Genomic DNA, 26,511 nt, shown 5'->3' with positions numbered 1-26,511 from the left:
CTTGTCATCTCCTCTATTTCAGCTCACGCTTTGAAAAAACCAGGCAGCCCAGACCCAGGAACACCGCCAGAAAAGCAAGATTGATGCCAGCCGCGGTCAGCCATTCCGGACTTCCCATGTCAAAAGACATTGCTGAAATCAGTTGGTTAACCGGCAGCACCCAGCGCAAACGCTCAGGCAGTCCAGCAGCAGATGCCACAAAAATATGCAGCAGCAATGAAAGAACTGCAAACAGCGTGGTCTTAGCCGAATCCCTGAAAATCACCAGAAACAGGAGCGGCGCGCAGTCAACCGCACAGCTGGCCAGAATGCAAATGACCGCTGTCCCGAAAAGGCTGTCAAACCCCGCCGGAGCCTGTCCGCTGCCCAGCGCACGCAAAAGCACAACAAGGCCGCCGGCAAGGACATAGGCTGCCATATCCATTAAAATGAGGATAAAATACGCAGCCGCTTTACTCATAAATATTGCCCGGCGGCTGTATCCTGCTTCCACCGCCAGACAAACCGTCTTTTCTGTGAAGCTCCTTCCCAGGTAAATAACGGCACAGACAGAAACGAGACCGCCCACAATAAAAGCTTCTGTCATCATCTGGGCAATGACCATTCCCCCGCTTTGTCCCGCAGCCATTACCGCTTTTACCGATTGGCTGTTCATTTCTGAAAAGCACATAAACAGGCCAAAAACCGCGCTGCCTGCCAGCAAGCCCCAAAACCACCGGGATTTCCTGAGCCGGTACCACTCCATTTTTAACAGATTAAGCATGGCGCACCTCTACTGTAAAGCCCGTCTGGCAAAGCAGAAAAACGCGCCGGCTCCCAACACCGCAATCCAGCCTGCGCCTGCTCCTGAAATCAGCCACAGCGACGCTGCCGGCAGTATCTCAGACAGGAGCAGCCGCTCCGCCGCCATGGGAATTACGTAATTCAAAAAGCTCAGCTTTGCCCCATAAAGATTTAAAACAAAGGTCAGAATCCCAAAAATAAACAGCGCGATACCAATGGTCTTTGCGACATCCCGGAATAAAAATCCTAAAAACAGGCCAAAAGCCATCGAAGCCGCGTTGAGCACCAGAACAATTCCGGCTGCCTTTATCAGATACAGGACAATCTCAGCGGACACAGGCCCACCAAAACCAAATGCCAGGCTGTGAAACAGAACGTTTAATACCGGAAAAGCCAACATCAGCACTTCGCAGCCGATAAAAAACACCGCGGCCTTGGCTAAAAAGACCTGAAGCCGGCTGTGGCCTGTCTCGATTCCATAAAAAATGGTTCCCTCGCCAAACTCACGTCCGATGAACAGCCCGGGAAACACGCATACCGGCAGAATCAATAAATTGGCGTTATGGAGCGCCGCTCCCATAACCTGCATTCCCGTAACGCTGTAGCCGTCAAAGCTGATGCAGCTTCCCAGAAACACCGTCACTGCCAGCACGGCGTAGAAGGTTTTATCCCGCCAGAGCTTGTACCATTCCAGCCGAAGCAGATCACCCATTTTTCCGTCCCCCGATGCTCTGCAGGAAATAATCCTCCAGACTGTCTCCCCGGACGCTGATGCCTGTCAGAAGCAATCCGCCCTGCGACAGGGCTGCCGATACGGCGCGTACCTCCTCCAGATGGTCGTAAAGCTTGATCGTCCCGTCCGGCATAACCTTATAATTATCGGTGTGCAGCGATTGCTCAATGACCGCGGCGGCTCTGGCCGTATCATCCACCTCTATGGCAATGTGCCGGCGGCACCGCTCATCCAGCTCCTCCTGTGTCAGCGCTTCGACAATATGCCCCTGGTCGATAATAATGAAATGGTCCACTGTCTGGTAGAGCTCGCTGAGAATGTGGCTTGAAATGAGCAGCGTGGTGCCGCGCTCTGTATTCAGACGTTTTAAAAGCTCCCGAATCTCCACAATCCCCACAGGGTCCAGCCCATTGATGGGCTCGTCAAGAATCAGAAATTCCGGATCGCTGATGAGGGCCATGGCAATGCCGAGCCGCTGCTTCATCCCCAGCGAAAAATGCCTTACGGTTTTCCGTCCGGTATCCGTAAGCCCCACCAGCTCCAGGGTTTTCTCCACCACCCGCTTGTCCGGAATTCCCCGCAGTATGCGCTGGGCCTCCATGTTCTGCCTGGCCGTCATCCCCTGGTACAGCGCTGGTGTTTCCACCAGACAGCCCATACGCTTTCTCCCTTCCCGCAGTCCTTTTTCTTCACGTTTTCCAAAGAGGGACAGCTCTCCAGCAGAAGGATAGGAAAGCCCGCACACCTGCCGGATAAAGGTTGTCTTTCCCGCGCCGTTCTGGCCGATTAATCCGTAGGTTTTCCCTTTCTCAATGGTCAGGCTCAAATGGTCAAGGGCTTTAAAGCTCCCATAGCTTTTACACAAATCTGTCGCTTTTAATACAATTTCATCCATCGGTATCACTCCTTTTCCTTGATGTCCTCATTCTACGCCGCAGGTTTAAAGAAGTTCTTAACCCATTTCTAAAGAAAACCTTAAATCAGTTCATCCGGTACCCCATGCCCCAGACCGTTTTGATATACTCTGTTTCCGGGTCAGCGGCTTTCAGTTTATTTCTGAGATTGCTCATGTGCACATTCAGGGTATTGTCCTCGCAGGCATACTCCTCATTCCAGACACTCTCAAAAAGGTTGGCCTTTGAAAAAACCTTGTGGGGATAGCGCATCAAAAGCTCCAGAATACTGTATTCCTTGGCGGTCAGCGGCAGCTCCTGGTCATGGACGATGGCCGTCTTTGACTCTGTATCCAGCGTCAGCTTCCCGACGCTCAGAACCTCTGGCGCGCTCTGGCTTTTTCTGCTGCCACAGCGCCTGAGAACTGCCTCTACCCGCACCAGTACCTCGTCCAGATCAAAGGGCTTGGTCAGGTAATCGTCTGCCCCCAGGTGGAAAAGATCAAGCTTGGTCTGTACCGTATCCTTGGCCGAGATGACAATGGCCGGCAAATCAGAGAAGTGCCTGAGCTCCTGCAGCACTGCGTCCCCGCTTTTATAGGGCAGCATCAAATCCAGTATCAACAGATCATAGCTTCCGCTTCTCAGTCTGGCGAGCCCTTCCATACCTGTGAATACTCCCTCTGCTGCGTAGCCCTTTGCGCTCAGCATCTCACACAGCATGCTGTTGATCTCCCGGTCGTCCTCGACCACTAAAATCTCCGTTCGCTCCATTTTTACACCGCCTTTATTTACAATGAATATATTCCTCTACCTGATCCCAGGGAACGTTAAAACCCGCGCCGTGAGAACAGAAAACCGAATCCGAGGTGTTCTCCACATCGTGCTTTTTGTCATAACCGATGCGCAGGATGACCGCCTCCGCATTATGGCAGGGCTCATAACCGGAAAAGGATACCCTGAGCAGTCCCCGGCCTTTGGTGAAGGACAGGAGCTCCTGACTGTAATTCATCATGGATGCCACCGGACAGAAACCGGTAATCACAGCCTGGTCACCCCATAGCTCGGGCGCTTCAAAACGCCCGGCCATTTTCTGGACATCCGACATAACGCGCCCCATGGCCTCTGACGGAACGTCGATCTCAAACCGGTAAACCGGCTCCAGCAAAATGGACTCTGCCTGCTCCAGCCCCTGGCGGATCGCGCGGTAAACTGCCTGCCTGAAATCGCCGCCCTCGGTATGCTTGAGATGGGCCCGCCCGTTAACCACAACGATACGCATATCTGTAATGGGCGATCCGGTCAGCACACCCCTGTGCTCGCGTTCAAACACATGGGTTTTTATCAGATTCTGATAATTGGCGTCCAGAATATCCACAGAGCATGCGCTGTCAAAAATAATGCCTGCACCCGGCGCGGCGGGCTCCAGCCTCAAATGTACCTCTGCGTAATGCCGAAGGGGCTCAAAATGACCGTAGCCAGTCACCGGAGCCGCGATGGTCTCCTTGTAGAGAATCTCACAGTCACCAAAACGGACCGCCAGTCCAAAGCGTTCTCTCACAATCTCCTCGAGCACCTCCAGCTGAATCGCGCCCATAATGTGGATATGTATTTCCTGAAGGCTTTCACTCCAGAGCACCTCCAGCATGGGGTCCTCGTCCTCCAGCTCCTTAAAGGCCTCAAGCACGGTTCTTACATTCAGGCCTTCATCATAGATGACCCTCGCTGTCAGCAGCGGCACAGTGGCGTAGTCGGCATGGTACCGGTTTTCACCTATGCCATCGCCAGGACGGGTGCCGCTGAGCCCTGTTACCGCACAGAGATCGCCGGGTGACGCTTCTGGCACCGTGATGTACCGTCCGCCGCTATAAATCCGGATTTCGTTGATTTTCTGCCGGACAGGTCTACCTTCCCTGTCCTCACCGGTCACCACTTCATCCTTGACCCGCAGCCTGCCCGCTGTCACCTTAACAAAGCTCAGCCTACTGCCCGCACTGTCATGAAGTATCTTATACACCTGCCCGCTGAAGGGCTGCTCTTCCGGGTTTTCTTCATTATGGAGCAGCTCTGTCATCGCTTTGATAAAGGGCTCAATTCCCGTATCGTTTAAGGCAGAACCAACAAAAACCGGAAAGATTTCTGTCTCTTTAAACAGCCGGCGCAGGGCTTTCTGCCAGACTTCGGGCTGGTATCCCTCATCCAGATAAACCTCAAGCAGGGCTTCATCTCTTTCCGCTACTGCCTCTGCCAGAGCGGTCTCCATGAGGCCCTCCTCGTAGTGCCCGGTAAACAACAGACAGTCCGAACTGCATTTTCTTTCCAGTGCTTTCATGACTCCGGGCACATCCGCACCTTCCCGGTCTGTTTTATTGATAAAAACCAGCGTGGGCACCCCATAGCGCCTCAGGAGTTTCCACAGCGTTTCGGTGTGGCTCTGAACTCCCTCCACGCCGGATACCACAATCACAGCCGCGTCCATCACCTGGATTGAGCGCTCGGTTTCCGATGAAAAATCCACATGCCCCGGGGTATCCACCAGATAAAAGGTATCTTCCCCGATTTCAAAGACTGCCTGATCCGAAAATATGGTAATGCCCCGCTCACGTTCGATGGGATGATGGTCCATAAAGGCGTCCTGGTGGTCCACGCGGCCAGGCTTCCTGATGGCCCGGGTGTGGTACAGCAGCTGTTCCGAAAAGGTCGTTTTTCCGGCGTCTACATGGGCCAGAATTCCTAGTACAAGCTTCATAAAATCTCCTGTAAAATCTGCTTTAGTGTGGGTCTATTATATCACTGGGACTTTGGACGCACAAACTAAAAAAGCTGCCCGAAGGCAGCTTAATGAAATTTATAGGTTGACGGCGTCTTAATCGAGTGGCGCTCTCGATGCAATCACGCAGGCTTTATCGCGGCTGGTAATTGCATATGAGAGAGGCTGTTCCAAACTGCGCCAGTATTTTTCTTTTTTATGATATCTGCTGTTCCTCCATGGGCTCAGTCATCAGTGTCGGGTCAAGGATTGTTTCCAGCTCTTCCTGGCTCAGCAGGCCCCTTTCCCTGACAATCTGAGAAACCAGCTTGCCGCTTAAGATCGATTCCTTGGCAATGTCTGAGGCTTCCTTATAACCGATATACGGGCAAAGGGCCGTAACTGTGACGATGCTGTGCTCAAGCAGCTCCTCACACCGGTCCTCGTTGGCGGTAATGCCGGTAATACAGTTGTCGATAAAAGTGGCAATGCCATTGGTCAGGGTCTCGATGGATTCAAAAAGGTTATAGAACAGCACAGGCTCAAAGGCGTTGAGCTCAAGCTGTCCGGCTTCGGCCGCCATGGTAATGGTCAGGTCATTGCCGATAACGTTAAAGGCCACCTGTGAAACCACCTCTGGTATAACCGGATTGATCTTGCCCGGCATAATGGACGAGCCGTTCTGCTTAGCCGGCAGGTTGATCTCCGCAAAACCGGTTTTAGGGCCGCTGGACAGCAGCCGGAAATCATTGGCCATTTTAGACAGGGTAACCGCCGCTGCCTTCAGCGCGCCGGAAACCGAAACAAAGGCGTCGAGGTTCTGGGTCGCGTCAATCAAATCCTCTGCCAGCACCATGTTGAAGCTTGTCGTCTTTTTCAGGTTCACGGGAATCCGCTTTAGATATTCCGGATTGGCGTTGATGGCCGTACCGATGGCAGTGCCGCCCATATTGACAATACAGAGCTCATTCTGGGTCTTTTTCAGCCGCAGGGTATCTCGGTCAATGGCGGAACGGTATGCATTAAAGGCCTGGCCCAAACGCATGGGAACCGCATCCTGAAGCTGGGTGCGCCCAACCTTTATAATATCATCAAACTCAATGGATTTCTGCTTTAAGGCTTCTCCCAGACGTTCCATCTGGAACAGCAGCTTCTGGGTGAGCTTGAGTCCCGTAATCTTGCCCGCGGTCGGGTACACGTCATTGGTGGACTGCGACATATTCACATGGTCATTGGGGTGGACAATGCTGTAATCTCCCTTTGTGCCGCCAAGCTTTTCAATGGCGATGTTTGCCACTACCTCGTTGGCGTTCATATTGGAGGAGGTTCCCGCGCCTCCCTGAATGGGATCGACGATGAACTGATCATGGTATTTTCCTGAAATCACGTCATTACACGCCGCGATGATGGCGTCAGCGATTTCTTTATCTAACTCACCGGTTTCATAATTCGTCATGGCCGCAGCTTTTTTAACCTGTACCAGGCTGACGATCAGGTCCGGATGGAGCTGCTTTCCGGTAATGTAAAAATTCTGTTTTGCCCTTAAGGTCTGTACACCGTAATAGGCGTCGACTGGAACTGGAAGCGCTCCAATCGAATCGTGTTCAATTCTTTCCTGCATTTTAACCCCTCTACAAAAAATGTATTTACTTTATGGACACATCATAACGCCGCACATCCTAAAAATCAATGTGCCCTAATAAAGTTTTACCTAAAAAATAACTGTTTTACAAGGTTGAAACCGATTTGTTACATTTATCTTTCAATGATTGGCGATTGTCTCTATTTCGAGGACAGTTTTGAAGATTATATCCAGGCTGGAGGTCCCAGATTAAAAATCTGCAACACCAGCCACAGCGATACTACAGGCAATAATCTTAACCTTTGTCAGCTTTATCCCTTTAATAATACGCTCCATAAGCATGAGAATAATCACCTTCCAGCTGACTTTAAACATGCTGCGGTCTTTTATTAAAATCCAGCTGCCGAAGAAAAGAAGCATAATCGTCGCCACCACAAATCTTGGGATGGAGCAGGCCTTAATCGTGAATTACTGCTCTGGCTACTTTATCCTGCCGGAACAGCTGAAGCACATGAATTATTTTAAGGTTAAATTTCTGAACCGATAAACCAAAACCAAAAGCCCCGCGGCGTTTAAGAAGCTTCTTAAACGCCGCGGGGCTTTTTCCGCTAAAACAGTTCAAAGGGACTGCTTCCGGTTTTATTCAGATCCTTCAGGTTTTTCACCGCACCGCAGACCATGCTGCGGACAGCCTCCTCAGTATAAAAGGCCATGTGCTGGGTCATGGTAACATGCGGAAACTGGCGGATATAGGCCATATCGCGATTGCTGATAATATCAACGGTATGATTGACATGATAGATGCCATCCTCATGCTCAATGACATCCAGACCCAGCGCGCCAAATTTTCTTTTTTCGATACCGTCAATCACATCTCCCACATCCATCAGGGATCCTCTGGCGCAGTTGATGAGCACCACGCCGTCCTTCATTTTCGCAATGCTTTCCCGGTTGATCATATGATAGGTGGTTTCCAGCAGTGGCGTGTGCAGAGTGATCACGTCGCTTTCAGCGTATAGGGTATCCAGCTCCACATATTTTGCCATATCGGCCACAGAGCCGTTTGGATAAGCGTCGTAAGCGAGAATCCGGCAGCCGAAGCCCTGCAGAATCTCGATGACTGTCCGGCCGATGCGTCCGGTTCCCACAACACCCACGGTCATGTTTTTGAGCTCGCGTCCCTCCAGCCCATCCAGCGAATAATCATTGACATTCCCCCGGAACATGGCCTGCTTATACTTTCTTAAGGACATGAGCATCAGCATGACGGTATACTCGGCAACGCCGGTCGGCGGGTAGCTGACATTACAGATTCGGATGCCCAGCTCCCTGGCGTATTCCAGATTAATGTGATTGTAGCCCACGGTGCGGGTACAGTAAAACCGAATTCCCGCGTCCCGCATAAGATTTAAAATCACACGGTCGATGCGGCTGTGTCCAAGGCTTGTCACGGCGGTGCAGCCCTCGGCAAAATCAAAGGTCTCCACATTCAACGGCCTGCTTGTAAAAACCAGCTCTACGCCATATTTTTCAGCAGCTTTCTTAAAATCCTCGATCTCGTCCTTTCGTACTTCAAAGGCAGCAATTTTCAGCATATTTTTCTCCTCGCTACAAAATTTCTTTTTAATAATGATATACCCAAAATCAAATTGCGGAATAAAATTTGGGGTTGTGGTATAATAAAACCACTTTTGTTTGGAGGTAACTTTATGGATCACAGCAGTAAACAGACCGTTTTAAAACAATACTTTGGCTACGACACCTTCCGGGAAGGACAGGAATTTCTCATCGACACGATCCTGTCCGGGCGGGATGCGGTGGGCGTCATGCCGACAGGCGCAGGAAAATCCATCTGCTTTCAGGTGCCTGCCCTGCTGATGGACGGTATGACACTGGTGGTCTCTCCCCTGATTTCCCTCATGAAAGACCAGGTCGGGGCCCTTACCCAGTCCGGTGTTCCCGCCGCCTTTATCAACAGCTCACTGAGCAGCGCTGAATACCGGGAGGTGCTCTCAGATATCCGCCAGGGCCTGTGTAAAATTCTCTACATTGCTCCGGAGCGCCTTTTGGCCGAGGGCTTTCTCAGCTTTATCCGCGAGCAGGATATTGCCATGCTCACAGTGGATGAAGCCCACTGCGTATCTCAGTGGGGTCAGGATTTCCGTCCCTCTTACCTTCAAATTGACCGTTTTGTCAAAAGTCTGGACCACCGTCCCATTCTCTCTGCCTTTACTGCCACCGCCACCGAGCAGGTGCGCCGCGATATTGTGGACCTTCTGGATTTGAAAGAACCCGAGGTGCTGGTGACAGGCTTTGACCGGAAAAACCTCTACTTTGAGGTTCAAAAGCCTGCTAAAAAGCTGGACACCCTCCTGGCTGTTCTGGCTGACCACCGGGATAAAAGCGGCATCATCTACTGCGCCACCCGCAAAAGCGTCGAGGAAGTCTGCGATAAAATCTGCGCTGCAGGTTATCCCGCAGTCTGCTATCACGCAGGCCTGCCCGACGCGGTGCGGAAGAAAAATCAGGATCTGTTCATCTATGATGAAAAGCCCATTGTAGTCGCCACAAACGCCTTTGGTATGGGCATTGACAAGTCCAACGTCTCCTTTGTGGTGCATTACAACATGCCTGGCGATATGGAAAGCTATTATCAGGAAGCCGGGCGGGCTGGCCGTGACGGCGAAGCCGCGGACTGTATCCTGCTGTACAGCGGACAGGATGTGCGGACTCAGCAGTTTTTTATCGAGAACGCTGGCCGGGAAAGCGGCGATCCCGAAACCGACGCGCTTTTAAAGCAGCGTGACCGCCAGCGGCTGAAGGACATGACCTTCTACTGCCATACCAACGACTGCCTAAGAGGCTATATGCTGAAATACTTTGGCGAAGAGGCTCCAGTCTGCTGCGACCACTGCGGAAACTGCCAGACCCAGTTTGAAATCCTGGACATCACCATTGAGGCCCAGAAGATTCTGTCCTGCATCAAGCGCACCGGGCAGCGCTTTGGCATTAAGGTGGTGGCGGATACCCTGCGCGGCAGTAAAAACCAGCGCATCCTCAGTCTCGGCTTTGATAAGCTCTCAACCTATAGCATCATGGCGGATGTCAGCGAAAAACGTATCCGGGATATCATCCATTACCTGGCGCTTGAGGGCTTTATCCACATCACCGATGACGAATACCCGGTCATGCGCTTTGGCCCCCGGGCCCGCGATGTGCTCTTCGGCGGCGAGCGCATTGAAATGAAGCTGCCAAAAGAAAAAGAACCTGCTCCCAAAACGGCCAGAGGCAAAACGAATGCCGCTGCCGAGACGCTGGAAAATCCCGGACTTTTCGAGCGCCTGCGCAGTCTGCGCGGTCAGCTTGCCGCCGAACAGAACGTTCCGGCCTATGTGGTCTTTTCAAACGCTGCTCTCACCGACATGTGCCGCCGCCTGCCGCGAAGCAACAGCGAATTTCTTGAGGTTTCCGGCGTGGGCAAAGCTAAGCTCGAGCGCTATGGCGAGGCCTTCCTCAATGAAATCCAGGACTGGCTTGAGGAACAGACACAATAAAAAGCAGGAGGCTGTACCGCGCAGCCCCCTGCTTTTTTCATATCTTACTGACCAGATTGTAGATACGCTCATATTCAAGCATCAGATTGTCATACACGCTCAAAAAAGCCTCGCAGCTGCTGTCCGCGTTTGCCATCACCGTATCGTAGCGGTCGATCACCAGATTACAGATTGCCGGACAGAGCTTTCCCTTTTCGCTCTGTTCCTCCAGCACCCCAATGATTTTTTCCTTTGGGAATGCCTCCTTGTAGCTTCTGCGCTGCCGCAGCGCGCTGAGCACATCGGCAATGGCTACGATTTTCTGGTTCTCACTCAGGTCGGCTTCCTTTAATCCTCTGTGGTAACCGGAGCCGTCCAGCTTTTCATGGTGCCGCACTGCGATCTCGCAGATATCGTCGGCCACAGCGCCTCTGAGAATATCCTCCGAAATCTGCACATGAGTTTTCATGATCTTCATGGCCTGTGGGCTCAGCTTTCCGGGATATTCCAGTATTTCAAGGGGAATGGCGATCTTACCCACATCGTGGAGCAGCGCACCGTAATAGACCCTCACCTTTTCCTCGGGCGTGTAGCCCAGAAGATTCGCGATTTCAACGCTGATTCCCACCGTGGTCACCGTGTGCGTAACCGTGTACTCACTCCTGAAGTCAATGGAATAGGCCAGCATCTGAAGATAAAGGTCGATGTCCTCTGGCGACAGCACCAGCCTGCTCTGAATCTCCGTGATTTCCCGCTCATAGCCGCCGCTGTTTATCTGATCAATGATGTGGTATTTCGCGTTGGCTTTTAAAAACATCTCCACATGTGCCGGATCAAACCGGCTGCCGGCGCCTTCGGTAATTTCTTCCAGATCAAAAACTCCGCCCCGGCCCTGCATGCTGATATCCACCCGGTCTGTCAGCTTGATCATCAGGGCGATGTCCTTAAAGGCGCTGTCAACCTTATCATAATGGTCATAATTCAGGTGATGAAACAGGATCGCCTCCGCCGGTTCCTTTAAAGGCGACAGGTACTTTAAAAAAAGATAGCCGTAAATTGAATGCTCCCAGACATTGTCTGCCTCAAACTTGACCATTTTGTCAATCTCGTCGGTTTTGTACGCACCGATATCATGAAAAACGCCAAGGTTAAAGATTTCAAGCGCTTCCTCCTCACTGTAGCGTTCACTGTCCCTGAGCATCTGGTACAGCATGTAGCCGACCCGCTCTCCGTGATTTACAAGGCGCTCATCCACCAGACCGAGGGTTTTTCTCACGATCTGAACCGCGTCCCCGCCCCGGATAATCTCTGTCTTCCCAATTTTTTTCATTCCTTTTCCCCTCGCAAAGTTTATGGTTCATTATCGCATAAAAGCTTTTTCTTTTCAATGCTGAAACAAAGCTGAAAGCCGGAGCTTCCCGGAGGGATTTCATTGTGGCAATATCCCGAGGGTGCTATAATGCATAGGTATAAACACAAAATATTAACCAGGAGGTGTACACAATGACACATCTTAAAAAGACGCTTACGCCTGAACAGGCCAAAAAACTTTTTAATATATTACAGGAACGTTTCATAAAAAATATGGACCGCCACAAAAATCTTGAATGGGAAAAGCTGCGCATAAAGCTGGAAGAACATCCGGAAAAGCTGTGGTCCCTCAATGCCATGGAGGAAACCGGCGGCGAGCCGGATGTCCTCGGCTACGACCACGAAACCGGCCGCTACATTTTTTATGACTGCTCAGAAGAAAGCCCGGCCGGCCGCAGAAAGCTCTGCTATGATCAGGAGGCGCTGGAGAGCAGAAAGGCAAATAAGCCGGCCGACAGCGCCGTGGCAGCCGCGGCCGCCATGGGTATTGAGCTGCTGACAGAAGCGCAGTACGCCGCATTACAGCAGAAAGGCGCATTTGACACTAAAACCTCCAGCTGGATTCTGACACCGGCGGAAATAAGAAAGCGCGGCGGCGCTCTGTTCTGCGACAGGCGTTATGACCATGTTTTTGTTTACCATAACGGCGCAGAATCCTATTATGCAGCCAGGGGCTTCCGGGGACGGCTAACCGTATAGCGCACCGCCCCAGTGCCGTGAATAGCTTCTAAAATAAAGTCTGCACCAGAAGCATATAAATGACGGTTCCGGCGCCAATGCTCAAAAGAGTATTTTTCTTCCATTTGTGAAGCGCTGCAATGCAGAGGATGGCGATCAGCTCAGGAAGGCCGTGGAAGCTGCTGCCAAAGGCATCCTTGAGACAGTAGACGACCAGCAGGCCGATCACCGCGTAGGGAAGCACGGTTCCCAGATACCGGATATAGGCCGGCGGAGTCTTGCCGTCAGGAAAAACCAGAAACGGCACCGCACGGGTTAATACAGTCCCGAATACAACGACCAGAATCGTGATGATACTTTGCGCGGTGGTCATCACAGGGCCTCCTTTTTTCTTTTTCTTCTCTCCCGGCTTAATGAAAAGCAGAGAATAATGGCCGCCATTGACGGCAGCATAAAGCTCTGGCTGCCGAAGAAAAGCAGGCAGACCAGCGAACAGCCAATCCCGACAAGGGCGGGCTGATGATTGTCGGTTTCCTCCCACTGGTTGATGAGCATAACCACAAACAGCGCCGTCATGACAAACTCGATCCCTTCCGTATCAAAGCGGATGATGTAGCCCAGAAGGCTGCCCAGCATTGCGCCTGACACCCAGTAAATATGGTTGAGCAGGGTCACAAAAAACATGAACCAGCCGCGGTCAATTCCCGGCGGCGGTGTTACTGTGCAGTTAATGGAAAAGGATTCATCGCACATCCCAAAGATCAGATAGAGTTTTTTCCAGCCGCAGTTCTTATATTTTTCCAGCATGGATAGGCCGTAAAACAGATGTCTGGCGTTTACCATAAGCGTCAGGAAAAAGGCATAAAGCGGATTAAAAGCTGACAGCAGCAGATTAACCGTGACAAATTCCATGGAGCCCGCAAAAATAAACAGGCTCATGAGCGTTGGATAAATGAATGAAAAACCCATGCTCCTCATCAGAAGCCCATAGGACATTCCCAGAAACAAAAACCCCACACAAATCGGTATGGTAAACGGCAGGGACGCCCTCAGTGCCTTTATCCTCATCCATCAATACCTCCTTTTATTTATCCTTGATTTTCCGTGAAAAATTGAATACAATAGCATTGTCAGCATAGCTTACAATCGTTCGGTATATCCGTCAATCGTCCTTTATATTATACGATCGTCCAATATATTTGTCAAATCAAAAAGGAGAATTCTATGGAATTAGGCAAAATCATTGCATTTAATCTCAGAGAGCTGCGAAATGAGCGCAATTTAAGCCTTGGCCAGCTCTCAAAAGAATCGGGTATCAGCAAAGCCATGCTCTCAGATATTGAAAAGGGCAGCAGCAACCCTACCATCAACACCATCTGGAAAATCGCCAACGGGCTGAAGGTACCGTACACAAGGCTGATCGAAGGCGTTGAAAAAGAGGCCGCGGTGATCCGAAGATCCGAGCCCGAGGCCCAGACCGGAGAAACCGGCGCGTACCGTGTCTACTGTTATTATAAAACCACCCCGGTACGAAACTTTGAGCTGTTTTACGTGGAGCTGGACGCCGGGGCCTCCAACAAATCCATCGGGCATTCCGAAAAGGCCCAGGAATATATTTACATTATCAATGGCGAGCTTGTCCTTGACACCGAAAGCGGCGATTACACGCTGCAGGAGGGAGATTCCATGGTTTTTGACTCCTCCATCAGCCACACCTATATCAACCGGCAGGACACGCTTTTAAGATTTATGGTCATTAACTATTATCCCCATTAGCTTTCACACTATGAGGGATCACTCATAATGCCCATGAAAAGCGGAATGCCGCTTTCATTATCCATGATAAAATAAGCATAGGGTGAATCCAGAACCAGCTCTACAGGCCCCTTCTGATCTTCCATCGGCAGCGCGGCCATTTCCATTTCCACCTCTGTGGCCGCGGCGGCTTCTGTTCCGCTTTCGTCCACCTTGACAGCCGATTTCTGGAGGACCTTTGACACAAACAGCGGAAAACCGTTCGTTGTCCCCATTTTAGAGAAGTCCGCCTGATTCTTATCAAAAATTATATCGAGTCCCATATCTGTGAGCAGATCGTTCATGTCAAGCTGATCATTCTGCTCAAATTTCGGCATGTACAGGTTCACCACCCGCGATTCGGATGTAGCCAGAGCATTATTGAGCGTGTCCTTCTCAAAGGCAGCGGCAAAATCATGGATATGCTGGCCGTCAGTTGGCCGAAGCGCGACAAAGGATTGCTTGCCGCCATTGTAAGACAGCTTTATGCCCTCGGCATTCTCTGTCTTAATATACTGCGTCCGATCCTTATAACTGTTCATAAAGGGAACCGTCACTGTTGTGCCGTTCTCTCTGTAGAAGGTTCTCTCTCCGGTGCTGCTTTCCTCAAACGGCCTGTCCCACACGCCGTTAAAATACAGCGCGTTGAACAAAAGCATGGCCTTGTCGCTTTCGGGCGCTTCATCCAGCATCTGCGGAATCATCCCGTTGGTTTTCTCCGATACCCAGCCGTTAATATCATCCGCAGACTCGCTCAGCACCGCTTCAAATATTTCCGCTTCATAATTTTCCCTGACAATACTGACAAACGGCTCCTTGGCTGAAAAGCTCTCATCGAGCCATATGGCGTTGGCGATATCCACCCTTCCCCCGTCTTCAGATTGCATCCTGAGCTTTGGAATCAACTGCGCACAGGCGGTGTTCAACTGTTCTACCGGCATGCCGAGCACCTGCTCAAAAGCCGCCTGTGTCGCTGCGTCTGAGCCGTTGGCTGTCATGGCCAGGGCGAGATAGGCCGACGCCGGTGAAATCAGAAGATTATCCTCCTCCGCTTCGGCAGTTTTGGCGTAAAGCTCAGCGGCGAAATGGCTGTATCCGCTGCCGCTGTTGATCAGAATATCCGGCACAGGCGCGGGCGTGGGGGCAGGCGTCGGCACAGCGCTCGGCCTTGTCTCTCCCGCTTCTGTTTTTTCCTTTTCCGTACAGGCGGTAAACATTCCCAGCGCCATCACGACAGCAAGAATAAGGGCGATTCTTTTTTTCATTTTACTTCTCCTTTGCGTAAAGCCTTTTGCTCATTATACATGATTACTGCCAATAAAAAAAGCAGATCCCCTTCTTTCAGGTCATCTGCTTCGGGCTACAGGCGCAGCCCCTTTATATCCTTAATCCGTGACAAAATAACATTACAGCTCATCTCCCGGATACCCGGCAGGGCGTAGATCACGCGACTCAAAAAATCATCCATCTCCTCGTTGCCTGCGGCGACCGCATGGACGTGGAGCTTGCTTTTGCCCGACACCTGGTAAATCTGGGTGACCAGATCATTTTGATCCAGAAGCGCCACCACCTCTGTAAACCTGGAGGGCTCCATTTCGAGCTCAAAATAACAGGAGATGGCCCCGCTGATCTTCTGAGGATTGATGATCGTTGTGTATTCCTCAATGATTCCCCGCTCCTCAAGGGCACTGATTCTGGCCTTAACGGCCACCCGGGACAGACCAACCGCTTCACCGATATCTGAATAGGACATGCGCGCGTTCTTAATGAGCAGATTCACAATCTGCTGGTCTGTTTCATCTAATCCGCTTAAAAACATGATGCTTCTCCTTTTTGAACAGTTTATTTTATCTTACCGCGTTTCACAGCAAAAGGCAAGGCTTTCTTTCCGAAAGTTTTTCTTTGACTTTTTGCTGTTAAAGAAATATAATATCTACAAATAGTAAGTTTTATATTCCGAATCGAAAGGATATTTTATTATGCAAAGAGACCTCACCACCGGAAGCGTCACCAAGGGGATGCTTTTATTCGCCGGTCCCATGATTCTCGGCAACCTGCTCCAGCAGCTTTATAATGTGGCGGATACGCTCATCGTCGGCCAATTTCTCGGCGCGGGGCCGCTGGCGGCGGTAGGCTCCTCCTTTACCCTCATGGTCTTTTTAACCTCCATTATTCTTGGCCTTTGCATGGGCAGCAGCGTTGTTTTTTCCATGCTCTACGGCGCAAAGCGTGAGAATGATCTGAAAACCAGCTTCTTTATCGCTTTTGTGTTCATCGCTGCCGTTACCCTTGTCATCAATGCTCTGGCCTTTGCCCTTATCGACCCGCTGCTGGGGGCACTGCAGATTCCCGCCGCCATTCTGGAGGATACCCGCGCCTACCTGCTCATCATCTTCGGCGGCATTGGCTTTACCTTTATCTACAATTATTTCGCCTCGCTGCTCCGGGGCATTGGCAACTCTGTGGTGCCGCTGGTCTTTCTGGCTGTCTCGGCAATTTTAAACATTGTGCTTGATCTTGTTCTGATCCTGCGCTTTAATATGGGGGGTTCCGGCGCGGCGCTGGCGACCATAACGGCCCAGGGCGTCTCAGCGGCCTCCATCGGTGTCTACAGCTTCTTGAAAATTCCGCTGCTCCGCCTGAACCGTACGCACCTGCGGTTCAACCGTGCCATTGTGCAGGATGTGGTACAGTACTCTCTGCTCACCTGTGTCCAGCAGTCCATCATGAATTTTGGCATTCTCATGATCCAGGGACTGGTTAACAGCTTTGGCGTACCGGTCATGGCGGCCTTTGCCGCCGCGGTAAAAATCGACTCCTTTGCCTACATGCCGGTACAAGATTTCGGCAATGCCTTTTCAACCTATATTGCCCAGAATTACGGCGCCGGAAAGGCCGACCGTATCCAGAAGGGTATCCGCTGTGCAATACTGGCGGCCCTGGTGTTCTGCATTTTTATCTCTGTCATTGTTTTCTTTTTCGGCAGCGCTCTGATGCTGATTTTTGTCAGGCCAGAGGAAGCCGAAATCATCGCCATCGGCACCGGCTATCTTAAAATCGAAGGCGCCTGCTACTGCGGCATCGGCTGTCTTTTCCTGCTCTACGGCCTGTACCGCGGCATTGGCCGCCCCGGCATCTCCGTGGTGCTGACAGTAATCTCCCTCGGCACACGGGTAGCGCTGGCCTACCTTCTGGCTCCGCTTCCCGCCATTGGCCTCCTGGGTATCTGGTGGGCGATTCCCATCGGCTGGTTTTTAGCCGACATTACCGGACTGCTCTACTGGCGATTCCGGCACAGGCGGCTCATGCCAAAATGCCAATAAAGTTTATCCTGAAGAATATTAAGCATTCTCCGGCACTCTCAAGACAGTGCACTATTTGATGAAGCAGAGTTGGTGTATCGTTTTTTACCAGCTTTTTATTTTGAAGCATAAAAAGGGAGCTCCCGTTCCAGTAGATTATTTTTCTACTTTTGCGGCAGTTCCCTATTTTGCGTTAGCGCTAAAATTGAAATAGGTGGAACGATACCAGGTTTCACTGCTGGCAATAAGGCTTCCCTTGCGGTTGGTGTAGGCGTGACGGGTACAAATGAGAATGCTGTTTTGTGGCAGACGCAAATGAGAAGTGATAAAAGCCGGGGCCCTTCGCCCTTCGATGTATAATTTTTTTTCCACGTTATGGAGAAAAACAGAATCGGCGAAAAGCTTCACAATACGTTGGTTATTGCTCTCAGAAGGCGCGTGCCGGGGTTTTTTTCTTAAAAAGAAGCTGCTGCATTGGAAGGCGGCGGGAATTCCCGAAGAAAAATACAAATACTCACAGTTAAAGGCCCAGGGGGCCGGACTTTCCGCCATCGATACGAAGGTCTGGGACAGCAGTTTTCTTTCGTTAAAACGAATGTCGTAATCCACCTCGTCAAAATGGAGAAGGTAGTCATTTTTTTCAGGACGGCTGATAAAATAACCAACCCGATAAACATTTTTAAGGTAAGACTCATCACAAAGCGTTTTGAGGGCCTTGCGCAGCGTCGATTTGCTCACCTGGTAATCGGCCATGAGGGTGATCTCAGAGGGCAGCTTGTCGCCGGGACGGTAGACTTGGGTTTGGATTTTATGTTTGATGTCGTTGACCAATTTTCTGTAGAGGGGCTGTTCCATCTTTTACCTCCGCAAACTTTCCATGGATAATTCACAGTGCATCTGCAATGACGTGATGGCAAAGTACCGGAGCGACCAGGCCAGCGGCTCATCCTCGTCATCGTTGATAAAGGTTTCAATAAGGCAAACAGGCGTATTTTCCGGGAGATTGAGATCTGAAACCTCTGGTGGACCGGTTTCCGTAACACCACAGGTGATTTTTTTAGAAATATCGTATAACGCCGTGTTCTGACCCAGGATATCCGTAAGAACAGCGCTTTGGAGGGTGTCTTCATCGATGACCATACCGCTAAAGTAGGGGAAAAAGTTTTCCTCGTAAGCTACACAGGTTTCCCCGGAATAAAACAGGCGCTTGATGGCCACCACATAGCGATCGCCGGGAACCCTCAAATTGTAGGAGATATCCACGTTGGGCAAGATCAAATCCACAGAAACCAGCTTTCCGCTGGTAATTTTCATTTTAAAAAGATTTTTTTCGTCGTAGGTCCAGGCATAAAGGTTGCGCCGTTTTTGGTTGACAAAGTATCCTTTGCTGGGAACTGCGTAGATGTAGCCCTCATCGGCCAGGCGGATGAGAGCTTTGCGGACCGTCACCCGGGCGGTTTGAAACTGCTTGCCAAGGGAGTTTTCCGAGGGAAGCATCTCGCCCACCATAAAGGCTCCGCTTTCAATGGCATCCCGAAGTTTTAAATAAATTTGATTATGCAGCGTTTCCATATTAAACCACCTAAATGCACCATGACTGGCAAATTTCCACACCCTGTTTGATGTCTGCGGCAAAGGCGTCTGCACCTGTATAGGTACAGGCATCCGCCGTGACGGGGTACCCGCCGATAAGAAACTTCACCCGACTACGTTCACCGCTTTTTTCAAAAAGGCGGATGACAGCGCTCATCTGCTGGATAGATTGGGTGAGAATACCGCTGAGGGCGATGATGTCAGCTTGGGTTTGGCAATATTGGTTTAAAAATACCTCCGGTGCAACGTCGACGCCCAAATCGATGACATGAAAGCCTGAAGACTGAGCTAAATCCATAAAAAGCTCCTTGCCAATGTCGTGCATATCGTTTTTGACAGTGCCCAACAGGATCGTATACCTTTTTGAGAGAGTGGTGCCACCGGAACTGGTCTTCATCTCTTTAAGCTTAAGGACATCTTTAAAAATCAGTCCAGCCATGATGAGATCAGCCAAGTAGTAATGCTTTTGCTGGTATAACTCGCCCACTTGGACGATCCCCTCTTGGATGCGTTCGATAATTTCGATGGGTGATACGCCTTCACTGCGAAGAAAGCAGACGATTTCCAGAGTTTTTTTGTCATTGAGGGCAATGATGGCGTCGATGAGTGGATCTTGCATAAGGGTGCCTCCAAAAAGTTCTGTATGATTGAAAGGGGTAAAGCCAGTGACCAGCCTTACCCCTTTTGAGTATGTTTTTAATTATATCACAGAAAATTTTGCTTTACCAGTTACAAAAATTTTCATTTAGGCCATGAGGATCGTATAAACAAATTCATTGACAAAAGCTTCGATATCATCCGGATCAGTGAGACCCAGAAATTCAGTGGCAACACGTTCAATGACAGGACGGTTTAATGTTTTTTCTTCCATATTAATTAATCTCCTTGTTTATTTATAAATGCCGTATTCGTTGGCAAAATCGAGGGCAGCTTTTAAATTTTCTTTCTTGGCGTCGATAGGGAAAGTCAGCGGAGTGGATGGTCCAAGCATATAACCGCCGCCGGGCGCCAGATCGTCGATGAGTTTTTTAACCATGTCGATACAATCCTGTTCGGTGCCGTGGTAGAGGGTGTTGGTATCAAGGCCGCCAACGATGGACATGGTGTTGCCAAGTTTTTCTTTGACAAGTTTTAAGTCCTTCATTTCGAAGATGCCCGCGATATTGGTCTTTGGTAATTCTTGGAGAAATTCAAAAAGATGGCCGTAATCTACTTCAAATTCAAAGAGAATGTTGTGACCCATGGCAACGATACCTTCAGTAAGTTTTTTGAAGGAAGGCCAGTAAACTTTTTCAAAATCTTTTGGTGTCAGGAAGGTAGGGAGGTGCATGGGGCAGAAGAAGGCTTTATGAGGCAGAACCTTTTTTGTGGCTGCGTATTTAAGAATACCGTCAACCATGGCTAAACCCGCATCCCGTACTTCTTCCGGACGCTTTTTAATGTCCCGTACGATACCGCGGAAATCACGCAGCAAGTCAAAAATGATGTCTACAGGATTAAAGTAAAGCTGGGCATCCTGGAGAACAACAATTCCAGCTTCTTCTTCAAATTTTGCACAATAGGCGCCGTAGGTCATATTGCTCTTCATCATACCGACGATTTTCTGGTATTTTTCTTCGTCATCGTTGCCTGCCAGGGTTTTGTAACGACGTGGATAGATTTCTTCAAGAAGGTAGTTGAAAGGATCTTTTATGAATCCAGGATAATCCTCGGGCTCCATAATCGTCACATTTTCAGGATTGATTTGTTTGATAAATTCTTCATTGACAACGTGAACACTGCCGCCCAAAGCTTCAATACAAGGAGAAAGCACCAGGTTCTGCGGTGTGTAGGGATAATAGGTACAATCGTAATTCAAATCAGCAGCCACCTTTTTTGAAATGTCCATAGCTTTGTCATAATCTGTAACATCGGTGGGTTTGAGGCCGAGGTAAAAGGGCGAATAGGCTTCGGCAGCCAGGAAAATCGGCACCTTATCCGGAATTTCGCGTTTGAAAGTTTTTGCGACGCGTTCTTGACGTAACTTAAGTTGTTCTTGTGGATTGCTCATTGTGAGAGTCCCCTTTCAAAATAATTCTAATGTATTTAATTTTTAGTTCCTACTGGTAGATACTAAATATTAAATACATTATAAATTGTTTTTACGAAAATGTCAAGATAATTGTAAAAATGAAATTTTATTTGAAGAAAATGGAAAATTTATGACTAAAGATCGTTTGTACGATTTAATTAAATATAGAATATTACTGTTTTCTGAGCTGCAAAGGCGCAGAAATAAAAAAACACCGAACCGCAAAACAACGGTCCGGTGTTTTTATTTTTACAAAATAATATTCTGCTGCTTCCCTGCCATCCAGGTTTCAATATTTTTAAAAACAATATCTGCCCGGATTTTCATGGACTCTTTGCTGGCAAAGGCAATATGCGGCGTAATGATGGTATGCTTTGCCTTGAGCAACGGATGCTCTGCCGGGAAAGGGGGTTCCATTTCCAGAACGTCGATGCCGGCTCCGGCGATTTTACCGCTGTTCAGCGCATCGGCCAGTGCCTGTGAATCGACCACCGGGCCTCTGGCGGCATTGATCAGATAGGCGGTGGGTTTCATATAAGCGATGGTCTCCGCGTTGATCATCCCCCGCGACTGGTCTGTCAGCGGACAATGCAGGGTGACAATATCAGACTGCTCAAGCATTTCTTTTAAAGGCATATAGGTGATATAATCCGGCTTGTTCCTGCCGCTGCCAAAGCCATTGTAAGCAACGATATTACAGCCGAAGGCATGGCAGAGCTCAGCGGTACGGCTTCCGATGGCTCCAGTACCGATAATCCCAACGGTTTTTCCCTTGAGCTCACTGCCCACCAGGCCGTCCTTGGTTTTCCCATCACGGGCGCGGGCATCCATCTGCGGGACATTGCGCAGCAGGGAAAGCATCATTTCGATGGCCAGCTCAGCGACAGACTCATTAGAATAGCCGGAGGCGTTGCTGACAGCCACACCTTTTCTTTTAGCGGCCTCCAGGTCCACGTGGTCTACCCCGGTAAAGGCAACATCAATATATTTAAGGTGCTCGCAGGCCTCAATAACCTCACCCTTTAAAGGCATATTGGCAATCATTAAGATGTCTGCATCCCTGGCTTCCTGAATTTGAATTTCCGGATCGTCGTTTCGTTCATAGGCTTTAAAGCTGTGGCCCGCGTCGGCCAGGGGCTTTACCAGCGCCTCCAGCGTTTCGCTGTCAACCGCCAGAGATTCTAACAATACAATGTTCATGGTACTTCCTTCTTTCTGAATCAATTATTACTCATAGTGTACCCCTAAAAGCTGTAAAAATCAATGGCCTGACCACTTACATTCTGACAATTCCGCTCACACCCTCCAAAGCGCCGGAGAGCAGCTCGCACACCATGATATTTTCCTGGTGATCCTCCGGCAGATCAAGGGAACAGCGGATATTATAAAGAAAGGTCGGGCCAAAGCCAAATCGCCTGTAATAGGCCGGATCGCCCAGCAGGAAGACTGCTTTATACCCCATATTCCGCGCTTTTTCCTGTCCGGCGCGGATCATTGACGCGCCAATGCCCTGATCCCGGAAAGACCGCAGCACAGACACCGGGGCCAGCAGCAGGGCTTCAAAGCACCCGTTTTCCTGCTCGACGATGGTTTTGGTAAACATAACGTGCCCCACCAGATTCCCGTCCTCCTCAGCGACGAGGTCCAGCTCTGGTATATAGGCGTCGCTGTTCCAGAGCTTCTCTGCAAAATCCTGTTCAGTGCCGTCGGCAACCCGGGCTGTCGCAAAGGCGGTTTCGATCAGGTCATAGATCAGGGGATGGTCATCGGGGACGGCCTGACGTATTTTCATGGCGGTTCTCCTTCTCTGCTTGGTTTTTCTCATTATAGCAGGATTTCCGCCCGATTTCACTATATTTAAGGTTTTTACACAGGGGTACAGGCGAAGTGCCCCGGCGACACCTCGTGCCATACCGGCTGTGCCTCGGTTTTTTCTGGCCTGTACCCAGCATGGCTTTGCCGCTGCCCCATCCCGGGGTCAGGAACCGGAATGGCCTCAATGAGGCTTTGGGTATAGGGGTGCACCGGGTGGCTGAACAGCTCCTTTCCCGGCGCCAGCTCTACCAGCCTGCCATGGCGCATCACCCCGATCCGGTCACTGATGTACCGCACCATGGCCAGGTCATGGGCAATAAACAGACAGGTCAGTCCACGCTCCTCCTGCAGCTTTTTAAAGAGGTTTACGATCTGGGCCTGGATGGACACATCCAGAGAGGCGATGGGTTCATCCGCGATGATGAGCTGTGGGTTCAGGGCCAGCGCCCGGGCGATGCAGGCCCTCTGGAGCTGCCCGCCGGAAAATTCCGATGGGTAGCGGTCCATCACGCTGCTGCTGAGACCCGTGAGTGCCATGAGCGCTGCTGCCTTTTCACGAAGCTCCTTTTTATCAGCTTTTTCGCCGCGTATTCTAAAAGGCTCGGTAATGATCTCGCCGATGGTCATACGGGTATTGACAGCCGACGCCGCATCCTGAAAAATCATCTGCATTTCCCCGGTGATGCGTCTGCGGTTTTTCCGGTAGACCGATTTATCTGAAATTTCCAGTCCCTCAAAACAGACGGAGCCGCCGGTCAGCTCAAAAAGGTGCATCAGCGCTCTGCCGGTCGTCGATTTTCCGGAGCCGCTCTCGCCCACCAGGCCAAAGATTTCGCCTTTGAGAATATCAAAGGAAATGCCGTCCACTGCCCTGACGGTGGTGTGCTTATCCAGCCTGTAATATTTTCTGAGCTCCCGGACTTCTACCAGCTTTTTCCCGTTCATCCAAAAACCTCCTGCCTCTTAATGACCCGGCCGTTTTCCACGCTTACCGGCGGCTCAATCCTGGGCGCCCGCGGGTCGAGCAGCCAGGTTGCAGCGTAATGTGTCCCGGATATTTTAAACATGGGGGGCGCTTCCTCATAGTCGATGGCCAGCGCGTAGGGGTTGCGCGGCGCAAAGGCGTCACCCCTGGGCGGATTGATCAAATCCGGCGGCGTGCCGGGGATGGGGTTCAGGGTTTCCTCATCGCCGTCGGTGGACGGCAGCGATGACAGCAGTCCCCAGGTATAGGGGTGACGCGGATCATAAAAAATATCATCAACGGTCCCGAGCTCCACCAGTCTGCCGGCATACATCACCGCCACCCGGTCAGCCATCCTAGCCACCACTCCCAGGTCATGGGTGATAAACAGAATGGCCACCCCTGTCCGTTTCTGTATTTCCTTGAGCAGTTTCAATATCTGGGACTGGATGGTGACGTCCAGTGCGGTTGTCGGCTCGTCGGCAATCAGAATATCCGGGCCGCAGGCCAGCGCCATGGCGATGACACTTCTCTGAAGCATGCCCCCTGAAAATTGGTGGGGATACTGGTCAAAGCGCTTTTGAGCCATGTCGATGCCCACCTGCTCCATCAGCGAGACGGCCAGCTTTCTGGCCTCTGCCTTATCGAGCTTTTGATGTGCCCTGACCGCCTCCACAATCTGGCTGCCAATGGACATCGTCGGGTTTAAGGAGGATACAGGGTCTTGAAAGATCATGGCGATCTCCTTTCCCCGAACCGCCTCCAGTGCTTTTTCCGGCAGGCCCGTGAGTTCCCTGCCCTTAAAGAGGACTGCACCGCCGGCCACCCGTGCCCGCACCGGCAGAATCCCCAGAATGCTCTTGCAGAACACGGACTTCCCGCAGCCCGATTCTCCCACAATGGCCAGGGTTTCACCCGGCTTCAGCGTCAGGCTCACGTCCCGCACCGCGTGGACACAGCCCTGATCTGTGTCGATATTGACGGACAGGTTTTTAATATCCAGTAAGGTTGTCATCTTATGCTCCTCTTCGTGAAAAATGCAGAAAGGAGAACTGCGCCGCTGTTTCATGCGACTCAATTCTCCGCGTTCAATTTAATTCAAAGTCCAGTCCGCAATGTTCCAGAAAATACCGACACCGTGATGGCCTAAAATGGTGTCTGGCGTAATCCCCTGAATATTGGCCTTGGCAACGTAGATGGCGTCCACATAAGCGATGAAGGTATAAGGCATATCCTTTGTCAGCTCTTCCTGAAAAGCCTTGTAGTATTCCATTCTCTGCGCGTCATTGTCGGTTTCACGGGCTTTCTGAAGAAGGTCATCTACCTTCGGATTGGAGTATCCGCTGTAGTTTGAGCCTTTGTCTGTCCCGAATACCTTGTAGGTGTGGTCATCTGGATCAAAGGGGCTTCCCCAGCCGATGAGATAGGTTTCCTGTCCGGCCCAGTCGGTTTCGGCATTGACAGAAACCGTCGCGTCCACACCGATGTCCTTCAGGTTCTGCGCCGCGACATTGGCAATGTCCACACGCACCTGATCGCCCTCTGCGATGTTGATCTTGAAGGCCAGGCGGGTTCCGTTCTTTTCATAGACGCCGTCGCTGCCTTTTTTCCAGCCCGCTGCCTCCAGCATTTCCTGGGCTTTGGCCGGGTTGTAATCAAATTTTTCAATGTCCGGGTTGTTGTAAGGCCCTGCCTGAAGCGGCGAGTAAGCCAGCTGCCCTTCCCCTAGCAGCACCGAATCAATGATAGCCTGGCGGTCAATGGCGTAGCTCAGGGCGTTTGGCAGCTCTCGGTTGTTTTTAAACAGATCATTGTTAAAATTATACAGAATCCCGCGGTAGTCGGCTGTTTCCATATCGTAAATTTTAAATTCGTCATTGCCTTCAAACTGCTTGGCATCGTTCGGCGGTACCTGCGCCATGTCCAGCTCGCCGGATTTCAGCTGCATGGCGCGGGCTTTGGTGTCCCCGACAATTTTGAAGATCACTTTGCCGATTTTTGGGGCGCCTGCGTAATAATCATCAAATTTTTCCATGGTAATGCTCTGGCCTTCATCCCAGGAAACAAGCTTGTAAGGGCCGGTGCCGACGGGGTTGCGGTTAAAATCATTGGTAGCCAGGTCCTTGCCCTCCAGCAGGTGCGCCGGCAGAATACCGATGGTCAGGTAATCCAGCATTGCGACGTTGGGCGCTTTGAGGAAAATCTTGACTGTCTGATCGTCCGGCACTTCAATTTTCGTGATGTCCTCATAGTTTGATGCGATTTCTGAAGCATTGTCCGGATTCATGATGGCTTCCAGTGTAAACTTGACATCCTTCGCTGTGAATTTCTCACCGTCCTGCCATGTAATACCATCCCGGATGTGGAAGGTGTAGGCACTCTCCGCGGCGTTCCAGTCCCAGCTCTCTGCCATTCCCGGAACAACCTTGTCATTTTCATCGTGGGCGGTCAGGCCGGCGAACAGAAGCAGGTTGATTTCGCCGTGCTCATACAGCGCCGGGTTGATCGCGGTGTAATCCTGGCTGCCGTATACCAGCGTGTTGCCATCCTTTGCGTCTATGCCGGCTGTCTTATTGCCGCAGCCTGCAAATACTGCTGCTGTCATCACCAGGGCAACGCCCAGAGCCAGCAGCCTTTTCAATTTTTTCAT

General features: G+C 50.7%; 28 protein-coding genes. 5 read left to right on the top strand and 23 right to left on the bottom strand.

The genetic code is table 11. The features are described from left to right. Positions 1-13 precede the first annotated feature (13 nt). The 7 genes from I2B62_RS14385 to I2B62_RS20695 all read right to left on the bottom strand — a co-directional run bounded on the left by I2B62_RS14385 (position 14) and on the right by I2B62_RS20695 (position 7,115). Positions 14-763 (bottom strand): ABC transporter permease subunit, encoded by a 750-nt coding sequence (locus tag I2B62_RS14385; RefSeq protein WP_195269766.1) that lies wholly within the window; start codon positions 761-763, stop codon positions 14-16. Between the two features lie 9 nt (positions 764-772). Continuing rightward, positions 773-1,495 carry an ABC transporter permease gene (locus I2B62_RS14380; protein WP_195269765.1) on the bottom strand — a complete coding sequence of 241 codons (723 nt, stop codon included), beginning with the start codon at positions 1,493-1,495 and terminating at the stop codon, positions 773-775. Further along, the gene (locus I2B62_RS14375) at positions 1,488-2,411 is read right to left on the bottom strand and encodes an ABC transporter ATP-binding protein (RefSeq protein WP_195269764.1); all 924 of its coding nucleotides are present in this window, start codon (positions 2,409-2,411) and stop codon (positions 1,488-1,490) included. The genes I2B62_RS14380 and I2B62_RS14375 overlap by 8 nt, the downstream gene beginning before the upstream one ends. An 85-nt stretch (positions 2,412-2,496) precedes the next feature. Next, the gene (locus I2B62_RS14370; protein ID WP_195269763.1) at positions 2,497-3,183 is read right to left on the bottom strand and encodes a response regulator transcription factor; all 687 of its coding nucleotides are present in this window, start codon (positions 3,181-3,183) and stop codon (positions 2,497-2,499) included. A 13-nt stretch (positions 3,184-3,196) separates the two neighbouring features. Beyond that, positions 3,197-5,158, bottom strand: a complete 1,962-nt coding sequence (locus I2B62_RS14365; RefSeq protein WP_195269762.1) for a TetM/TetW/TetO/TetS family tetracycline resistance ribosomal protection protein — start codon at positions 5,156-5,158, stop codon at positions 3,197-3,199. A 217-nt stretch (positions 5,159-5,375) separates the two neighbouring features. Next, positions 5,376-6,779, bottom strand: coding sequence for an aspartate ammonia-lyase (locus I2B62_RS14360; RefSeq protein WP_195269761.1), 1,404 nt, complete (start codon positions 6,777-6,779; stop codon positions 5,376-5,378). A 210-nt stretch (positions 6,780-6,989) separates the two neighbouring features. Further along, positions 6,990-7,115: a hypothetical protein gene (locus I2B62_RS20695; RefSeq protein WP_279354799.1), complete on the bottom strand. Its 126-nt coding sequence runs from the start codon at positions 7,113-7,115 to the stop codon at positions 6,990-6,992. Between I2B62_RS20695 and I2B62_RS14355 the strand changes: the two genes are divergently transcribed. Further along, a complete protein-coding gene (locus I2B62_RS14355) occupies positions 7,114-7,287 on the top strand; it encodes a hypothetical protein (RefSeq protein ID WP_195269760.1) in 174 nt (57 codons plus the stop codon). The two genes, I2B62_RS20695 and I2B62_RS14355, sit on opposite strands and share 2 nt — an antisense overlap. Positions 7,288-7,348: 61 nt before the next feature. Here the strand turns inward: I2B62_RS14355 and I2B62_RS14350 are convergent, their stop codons facing one another. Beyond that, positions 7,349-8,335, bottom strand: a complete 987-nt coding sequence (locus tag I2B62_RS14350; protein ID WP_195269759.1) for a D-isomer specific 2-hydroxyacid dehydrogenase family protein — start codon at positions 8,333-8,335, stop codon at positions 7,349-7,351. Between the two features lie 114 nt (positions 8,336-8,449). On the opposite strand from I2B62_RS14350, the gene recQ reads away from it, so the two are divergent. Continuing rightward, the gene (gene recQ, locus I2B62_RS14345) at positions 8,450-10,294 is read left to right on the top strand and encodes a DNA helicase RecQ (protein WP_195269758.1); all 1,845 of its coding nucleotides are present in this window, start codon (positions 8,450-8,452) and stop codon (positions 10,292-10,294) included. Positions 10,295-10,331: 37 nt separating this feature from the next. Here the strand turns inward: recQ and I2B62_RS14340 are convergent, their stop codons facing one another. Next, a complete protein-coding gene (locus I2B62_RS14340; protein ID WP_195269757.1) occupies positions 10,332-11,603 on the bottom strand; it encodes an HD domain-containing phosphohydrolase in 1,272 nt (423 codons plus the stop codon). A 173-nt stretch (positions 11,604-11,776) separates the two neighbouring features. Here I2B62_RS14340 and I2B62_RS14335 point away from each other — a divergent pair, with 173 nt between their 5' ends. Further along, positions 11,777-12,343: a DUF4256 domain-containing protein gene (locus tag I2B62_RS14335; protein ID WP_195269756.1), complete on the top strand. Its 567-nt coding sequence runs from the start codon at positions 11,777-11,779 to the stop codon at positions 12,341-12,343. Positions 12,344-12,371: 28 nt separating this feature from the next. On the opposite strand, the gene I2B62_RS14330 is transcribed toward I2B62_RS14335, so the two are convergent. Together I2B62_RS14330 and I2B62_RS14325 are read right to left on the bottom strand one after the other, a co-directional pair. Then, positions 12,372-12,695 (bottom strand): branched-chain amino acid transporter permease, encoded by a 324-nt coding sequence (locus I2B62_RS14330; protein ID WP_195269755.1) that lies wholly within the window; start codon positions 12,693-12,695, stop codon positions 12,372-12,374. Further along, a complete protein-coding gene (locus I2B62_RS14325; protein ID WP_195269754.1) occupies positions 12,695-13,390 on the bottom strand; it encodes an AzlC family ABC transporter permease in 696 nt (231 codons plus the stop codon). Before I2B62_RS14325 ends, I2B62_RS14330 begins: the two co-directional genes overlap by 1 nt. Positions 13,391-13,546: 156 nt before the next feature. Between I2B62_RS14325 and I2B62_RS14320 the strand changes: the two genes are divergently transcribed. Continuing rightward, entirely contained in the window at positions 13,547-14,098 is a 552-nt protein-coding gene (locus I2B62_RS14320) for an XRE family transcriptional regulator (RefSeq protein WP_195269753.1), read from the top strand. A gap of 8 nt (positions 14,099-14,106) precedes the next feature. On the opposite strand, the gene I2B62_RS14315 is transcribed toward I2B62_RS14320, so the two are convergent. Further along, the gene (locus tag I2B62_RS14315) at positions 14,107-15,381 is read right to left on the bottom strand and encodes a serpin family protein (protein WP_195269752.1); all 1,275 of its coding nucleotides are present in this window, start codon (positions 15,379-15,381) and stop codon (positions 14,107-14,109) included. A 95-nt stretch (positions 15,382-15,476) separates the two neighbouring features. After that, on the bottom strand, positions 15,477-15,935 hold the full coding sequence (locus I2B62_RS14310) for an Lrp/AsnC family transcriptional regulator (protein ID WP_195269751.1): 459 nt from the start codon (positions 15,933-15,935) through the stop codon (positions 15,477-15,479). 160 nt (positions 15,936-16,095) lie between these two features. Here I2B62_RS14310 and I2B62_RS14305 point away from each other — a divergent pair, with 160 nt between their 5' ends. Next, complete coding sequence (locus I2B62_RS14305; RefSeq protein WP_195269750.1) at positions 16,096-17,439, top strand: MATE family efflux transporter; 1,344 nt, start codon at positions 16,096-16,098, stop codon at positions 17,437-17,439. Positions 17,440-17,601: 162 nt separating this feature from the next. Here the strand turns inward: I2B62_RS14305 and I2B62_RS14300 are convergent, their stop codons facing one another. The 10 genes from I2B62_RS14300 to I2B62_RS14260 form a co-directional block, all read right to left on the bottom strand. Next, positions 17,602-18,273 carry a GntR family transcriptional regulator gene (locus I2B62_RS14300; RefSeq protein ID WP_195269749.1) on the bottom strand — a complete coding sequence of 224 codons (672 nt, stop codon included), beginning with the start codon at positions 18,271-18,273 and terminating at the stop codon, positions 17,602-17,604. A 3-nt stretch (positions 18,274-18,276) separates the two neighbouring features. Then, positions 18,277-18,990, bottom strand: coding sequence for a GntR family transcriptional regulator (locus tag I2B62_RS14295; RefSeq protein WP_195269748.1), 714 nt, complete (start codon positions 18,988-18,990; stop codon positions 18,277-18,279). A 10-nt stretch (positions 18,991-19,000) separates the two neighbouring features. Further along, on the bottom strand, positions 19,001-19,630 hold the full coding sequence (locus I2B62_RS14290; protein ID WP_195269747.1) for a cobalamin-dependent protein: 630 nt from the start codon (positions 19,628-19,630) through the stop codon (positions 19,001-19,003). 126 nt (positions 19,631-19,756) lie between these two features. After that, positions 19,757-19,882: a hypothetical protein gene (locus I2B62_RS20690; protein WP_279354798.1), complete on the bottom strand. Its 126-nt coding sequence runs from the start codon at positions 19,880-19,882 to the stop codon at positions 19,757-19,759. An 18-nt stretch (positions 19,883-19,900) separates the two neighbouring features. Continuing rightward, positions 19,901-21,061, bottom strand: a complete 1,161-nt coding sequence (locus I2B62_RS14285; protein ID WP_195269746.1) for a uroporphyrinogen decarboxylase family protein — start codon at positions 21,059-21,061, stop codon at positions 19,901-19,903. A gap of 270 nt (positions 21,062-21,331) precedes the next feature. Continuing rightward, positions 21,332-22,282, bottom strand: a complete 951-nt coding sequence (locus tag I2B62_RS14280; RefSeq protein WP_195269745.1) for a 2-hydroxyacid dehydrogenase — start codon at positions 22,280-22,282, stop codon at positions 21,332-21,334. A gap of 76 nt (positions 22,283-22,358) precedes the next feature. After that, positions 22,359-22,874, bottom strand: a complete 516-nt coding sequence (locus tag I2B62_RS14275) for an N-acetyltransferase (RefSeq protein ID WP_195269744.1) — start codon at positions 22,872-22,874, stop codon at positions 22,359-22,361. A gap of 74 nt (positions 22,875-22,948) precedes the next feature. Continuing rightward, positions 22,949-23,842: an ATP-binding cassette domain-containing protein gene (locus I2B62_RS14270; protein WP_195269743.1), complete on the bottom strand. Its 894-nt coding sequence runs from the start codon at positions 23,840-23,842 to the stop codon at positions 22,949-22,951. After that, the gene (locus tag I2B62_RS14265) at positions 23,839-24,876 is read right to left on the bottom strand and encodes an ABC transporter ATP-binding protein (RefSeq protein ID WP_195269742.1); all 1,038 of its coding nucleotides are present in this window, start codon (positions 24,874-24,876) and stop codon (positions 23,839-23,841) included. Before I2B62_RS14265 ends, I2B62_RS14270 begins: the two co-directional genes overlap by 4 nt. A gap of 78 nt (positions 24,877-24,954) precedes the next feature. Further along, positions 24,955-26,511 (bottom strand): ABC transporter substrate-binding protein, encoded by a 1,557-nt coding sequence (locus tag I2B62_RS14260; protein WP_195269741.1) that lies wholly within the window; start codon positions 26,509-26,511, stop codon positions 24,955-24,957.

The sequence above is a fragment of the Eubacterium sp. 1001713B170207_170306_E7 genome (assembly GCF_015547515.1).
GTDB lineage: Bacteria > Bacillota > Clostridia > Eubacteriales > Eubacteriaceae > Eubacterium.
This window is presented reverse-complemented; position numbering and strand designations above follow the sequence as displayed.

Bases quoted from the DNA above. Each gene is read 5' to 3' on its own strand.
- I2B62_RS14335 (WP_195269756.1), top strand. From the start codon at position 11,777: ATGACACATCTTAAAAAGACGCTTACGCCTGAACAGGCCAAAAAACTT.
- I2B62_RS20695 (WP_279354799.1), bottom strand. From the start codon at position 7,115: ATGTTTAAAGTCAGCTGGAAGGTGATTATTCTCATGCTTATGGAGCGT.
- I2B62_RS14280 (WP_195269745.1), bottom strand. From the start codon at position 22,282: ATGAACATTGTATTGTTAGAATCTCTGGCGGTTGACAGCGAAACGCTG.
- I2B62_RS14370 (WP_195269763.1), bottom strand. From the start codon at position 3,183: ATGGAGCGAACGGAGATTTTAGTGGTCGAGGACGACCGGGAGATCAAC.
- I2B62_RS14330 (WP_195269755.1), bottom strand. From the start codon at position 12,695: ATGACCACCGCGCAAAGTATCATCACGATTCTGGTCGTTGTATTCGGG.
- I2B62_RS20690 (WP_279354798.1), bottom strand. From the start codon at position 19,882: ATGGAAGAAAAAACATTAAACCGTCCTGTCATTGAACGTGTTGCCACT.
- I2B62_RS14350 (WP_195269759.1), bottom strand. From the start codon at position 8,335: ATGCTGAAAATTGCTGCCTTTGAAGTACGAAAGGACGAGATCGAGGAT.
- I2B62_RS14295 (WP_195269748.1), bottom strand. From the start codon at position 18,990: ATGGAAACGCTGCATAATCAAATTTATTTAAAACTTCGGGATGCCATT.
- I2B62_RS14315 (WP_195269752.1), bottom strand. From the start codon at position 15,381: ATGAAAAAAAGAATCGCCCTTATTCTTGCTGTCGTGATGGCGCTGGGA.
- I2B62_RS14355 (WP_195269760.1), top strand. From the start codon at position 7,114: ATGCTGCGGTCTTTTATTAAAATCCAGCTGCCGAAGAAAAGAAGCATA.
- recQ (WP_195269758.1), top strand. From the start codon at position 8,450: ATGGATCACAGCAGTAAACAGACCGTTTTAAAACAATACTTTGGCTAC.
- I2B62_RS14275 (WP_195269744.1), bottom strand. From the start codon at position 22,874: ATGAAAATACGTCAGGCCGTCCCCGATGACCATCCCCTGATCTATGAC.
- I2B62_RS14310 (WP_195269751.1), bottom strand. From the start codon at position 15,935: ATGTTTTTAAGCGGATTAGATGAAACAGACCAGCAGATTGTGAATCTG.
- I2B62_RS14325 (WP_195269754.1), bottom strand. From the start codon at position 13,390: ATGAGGATAAAGGCACTGAGGGCGTCCCTGCCGTTTACCATACCGATT.
- I2B62_RS14320 (WP_195269753.1), top strand. From the start codon at position 13,547: ATGGAATTAGGCAAAATCATTGCATTTAATCTCAGAGAGCTGCGAAAT.
- I2B62_RS14290 (WP_195269747.1), bottom strand. From the start codon at position 19,630: ATGCAAGATCCACTCATCGACGCCATCATTGCCCTCAATGACAAAAAA.
- I2B62_RS14260 (WP_195269741.1), bottom strand. From the start codon at position 26,511: ATGAAAAAATTGAAAAGGCTGCTGGCTCTGGGCGTTGCCCTGGTGATG.
- I2B62_RS14380 (WP_195269765.1), bottom strand. From the start codon at position 1,495: ATGGGTGATCTGCTTCGGCTGGAATGGTACAAGCTCTGGCGGGATAAA.
- I2B62_RS14360 (WP_195269761.1), bottom strand. From the start codon at position 6,779: ATGCAGGAAAGAATTGAACACGATTCGATTGGAGCGCTTCCAGTTCCA.
- I2B62_RS14270 (WP_195269743.1), bottom strand. From the start codon at position 23,842: ATGAACGGGAAAAAGCTGGTAGAAGTCCGGGAGCTCAGAAAATATTAC.
- I2B62_RS14375 (WP_195269764.1), bottom strand. From the start codon at position 2,411: ATGGATGAAATTGTATTAAAAGCGACAGATTTGTGTAAAAGCTATGGG.
- I2B62_RS14305 (WP_195269750.1), top strand. From the start codon at position 16,096: ATGCAAAGAGACCTCACCACCGGAAGCGTCACCAAGGGGATGCTTTTA.
- I2B62_RS14285 (WP_195269746.1), bottom strand. From the start codon at position 21,061: ATGAGCAATCCACAAGAACAACTTAAGTTACGTCAAGAACGCGTCGCA.
- I2B62_RS14300 (WP_195269749.1), bottom strand. From the start codon at position 18,273: ATGGAACAGCCCCTCTACAGAAAATTGGTCAACGACATCAAACATAAA.
- I2B62_RS14340 (WP_195269757.1), bottom strand. From the start codon at position 11,603: ATGAAAAAAATTGGGAAGACAGAGATTATCCGGGGCGGGGACGCGGTT.
- I2B62_RS14385 (WP_195269766.1), bottom strand. From the start codon at position 763: ATGCTTAATCTGTTAAAAATGGAGTGGTACCGGCTCAGGAAATCCCGG.
- I2B62_RS14365 (WP_195269762.1), bottom strand. From the start codon at position 5,158: ATGAAGCTTGTACTAGGAATTCTGGCCCATGTAGACGCCGGAAAAACG.
- I2B62_RS14265 (WP_195269742.1), bottom strand. From the start codon at position 24,876: ATGACAACCTTACTGGATATTAAAAACCTGTCCGTCAATATCGACACA.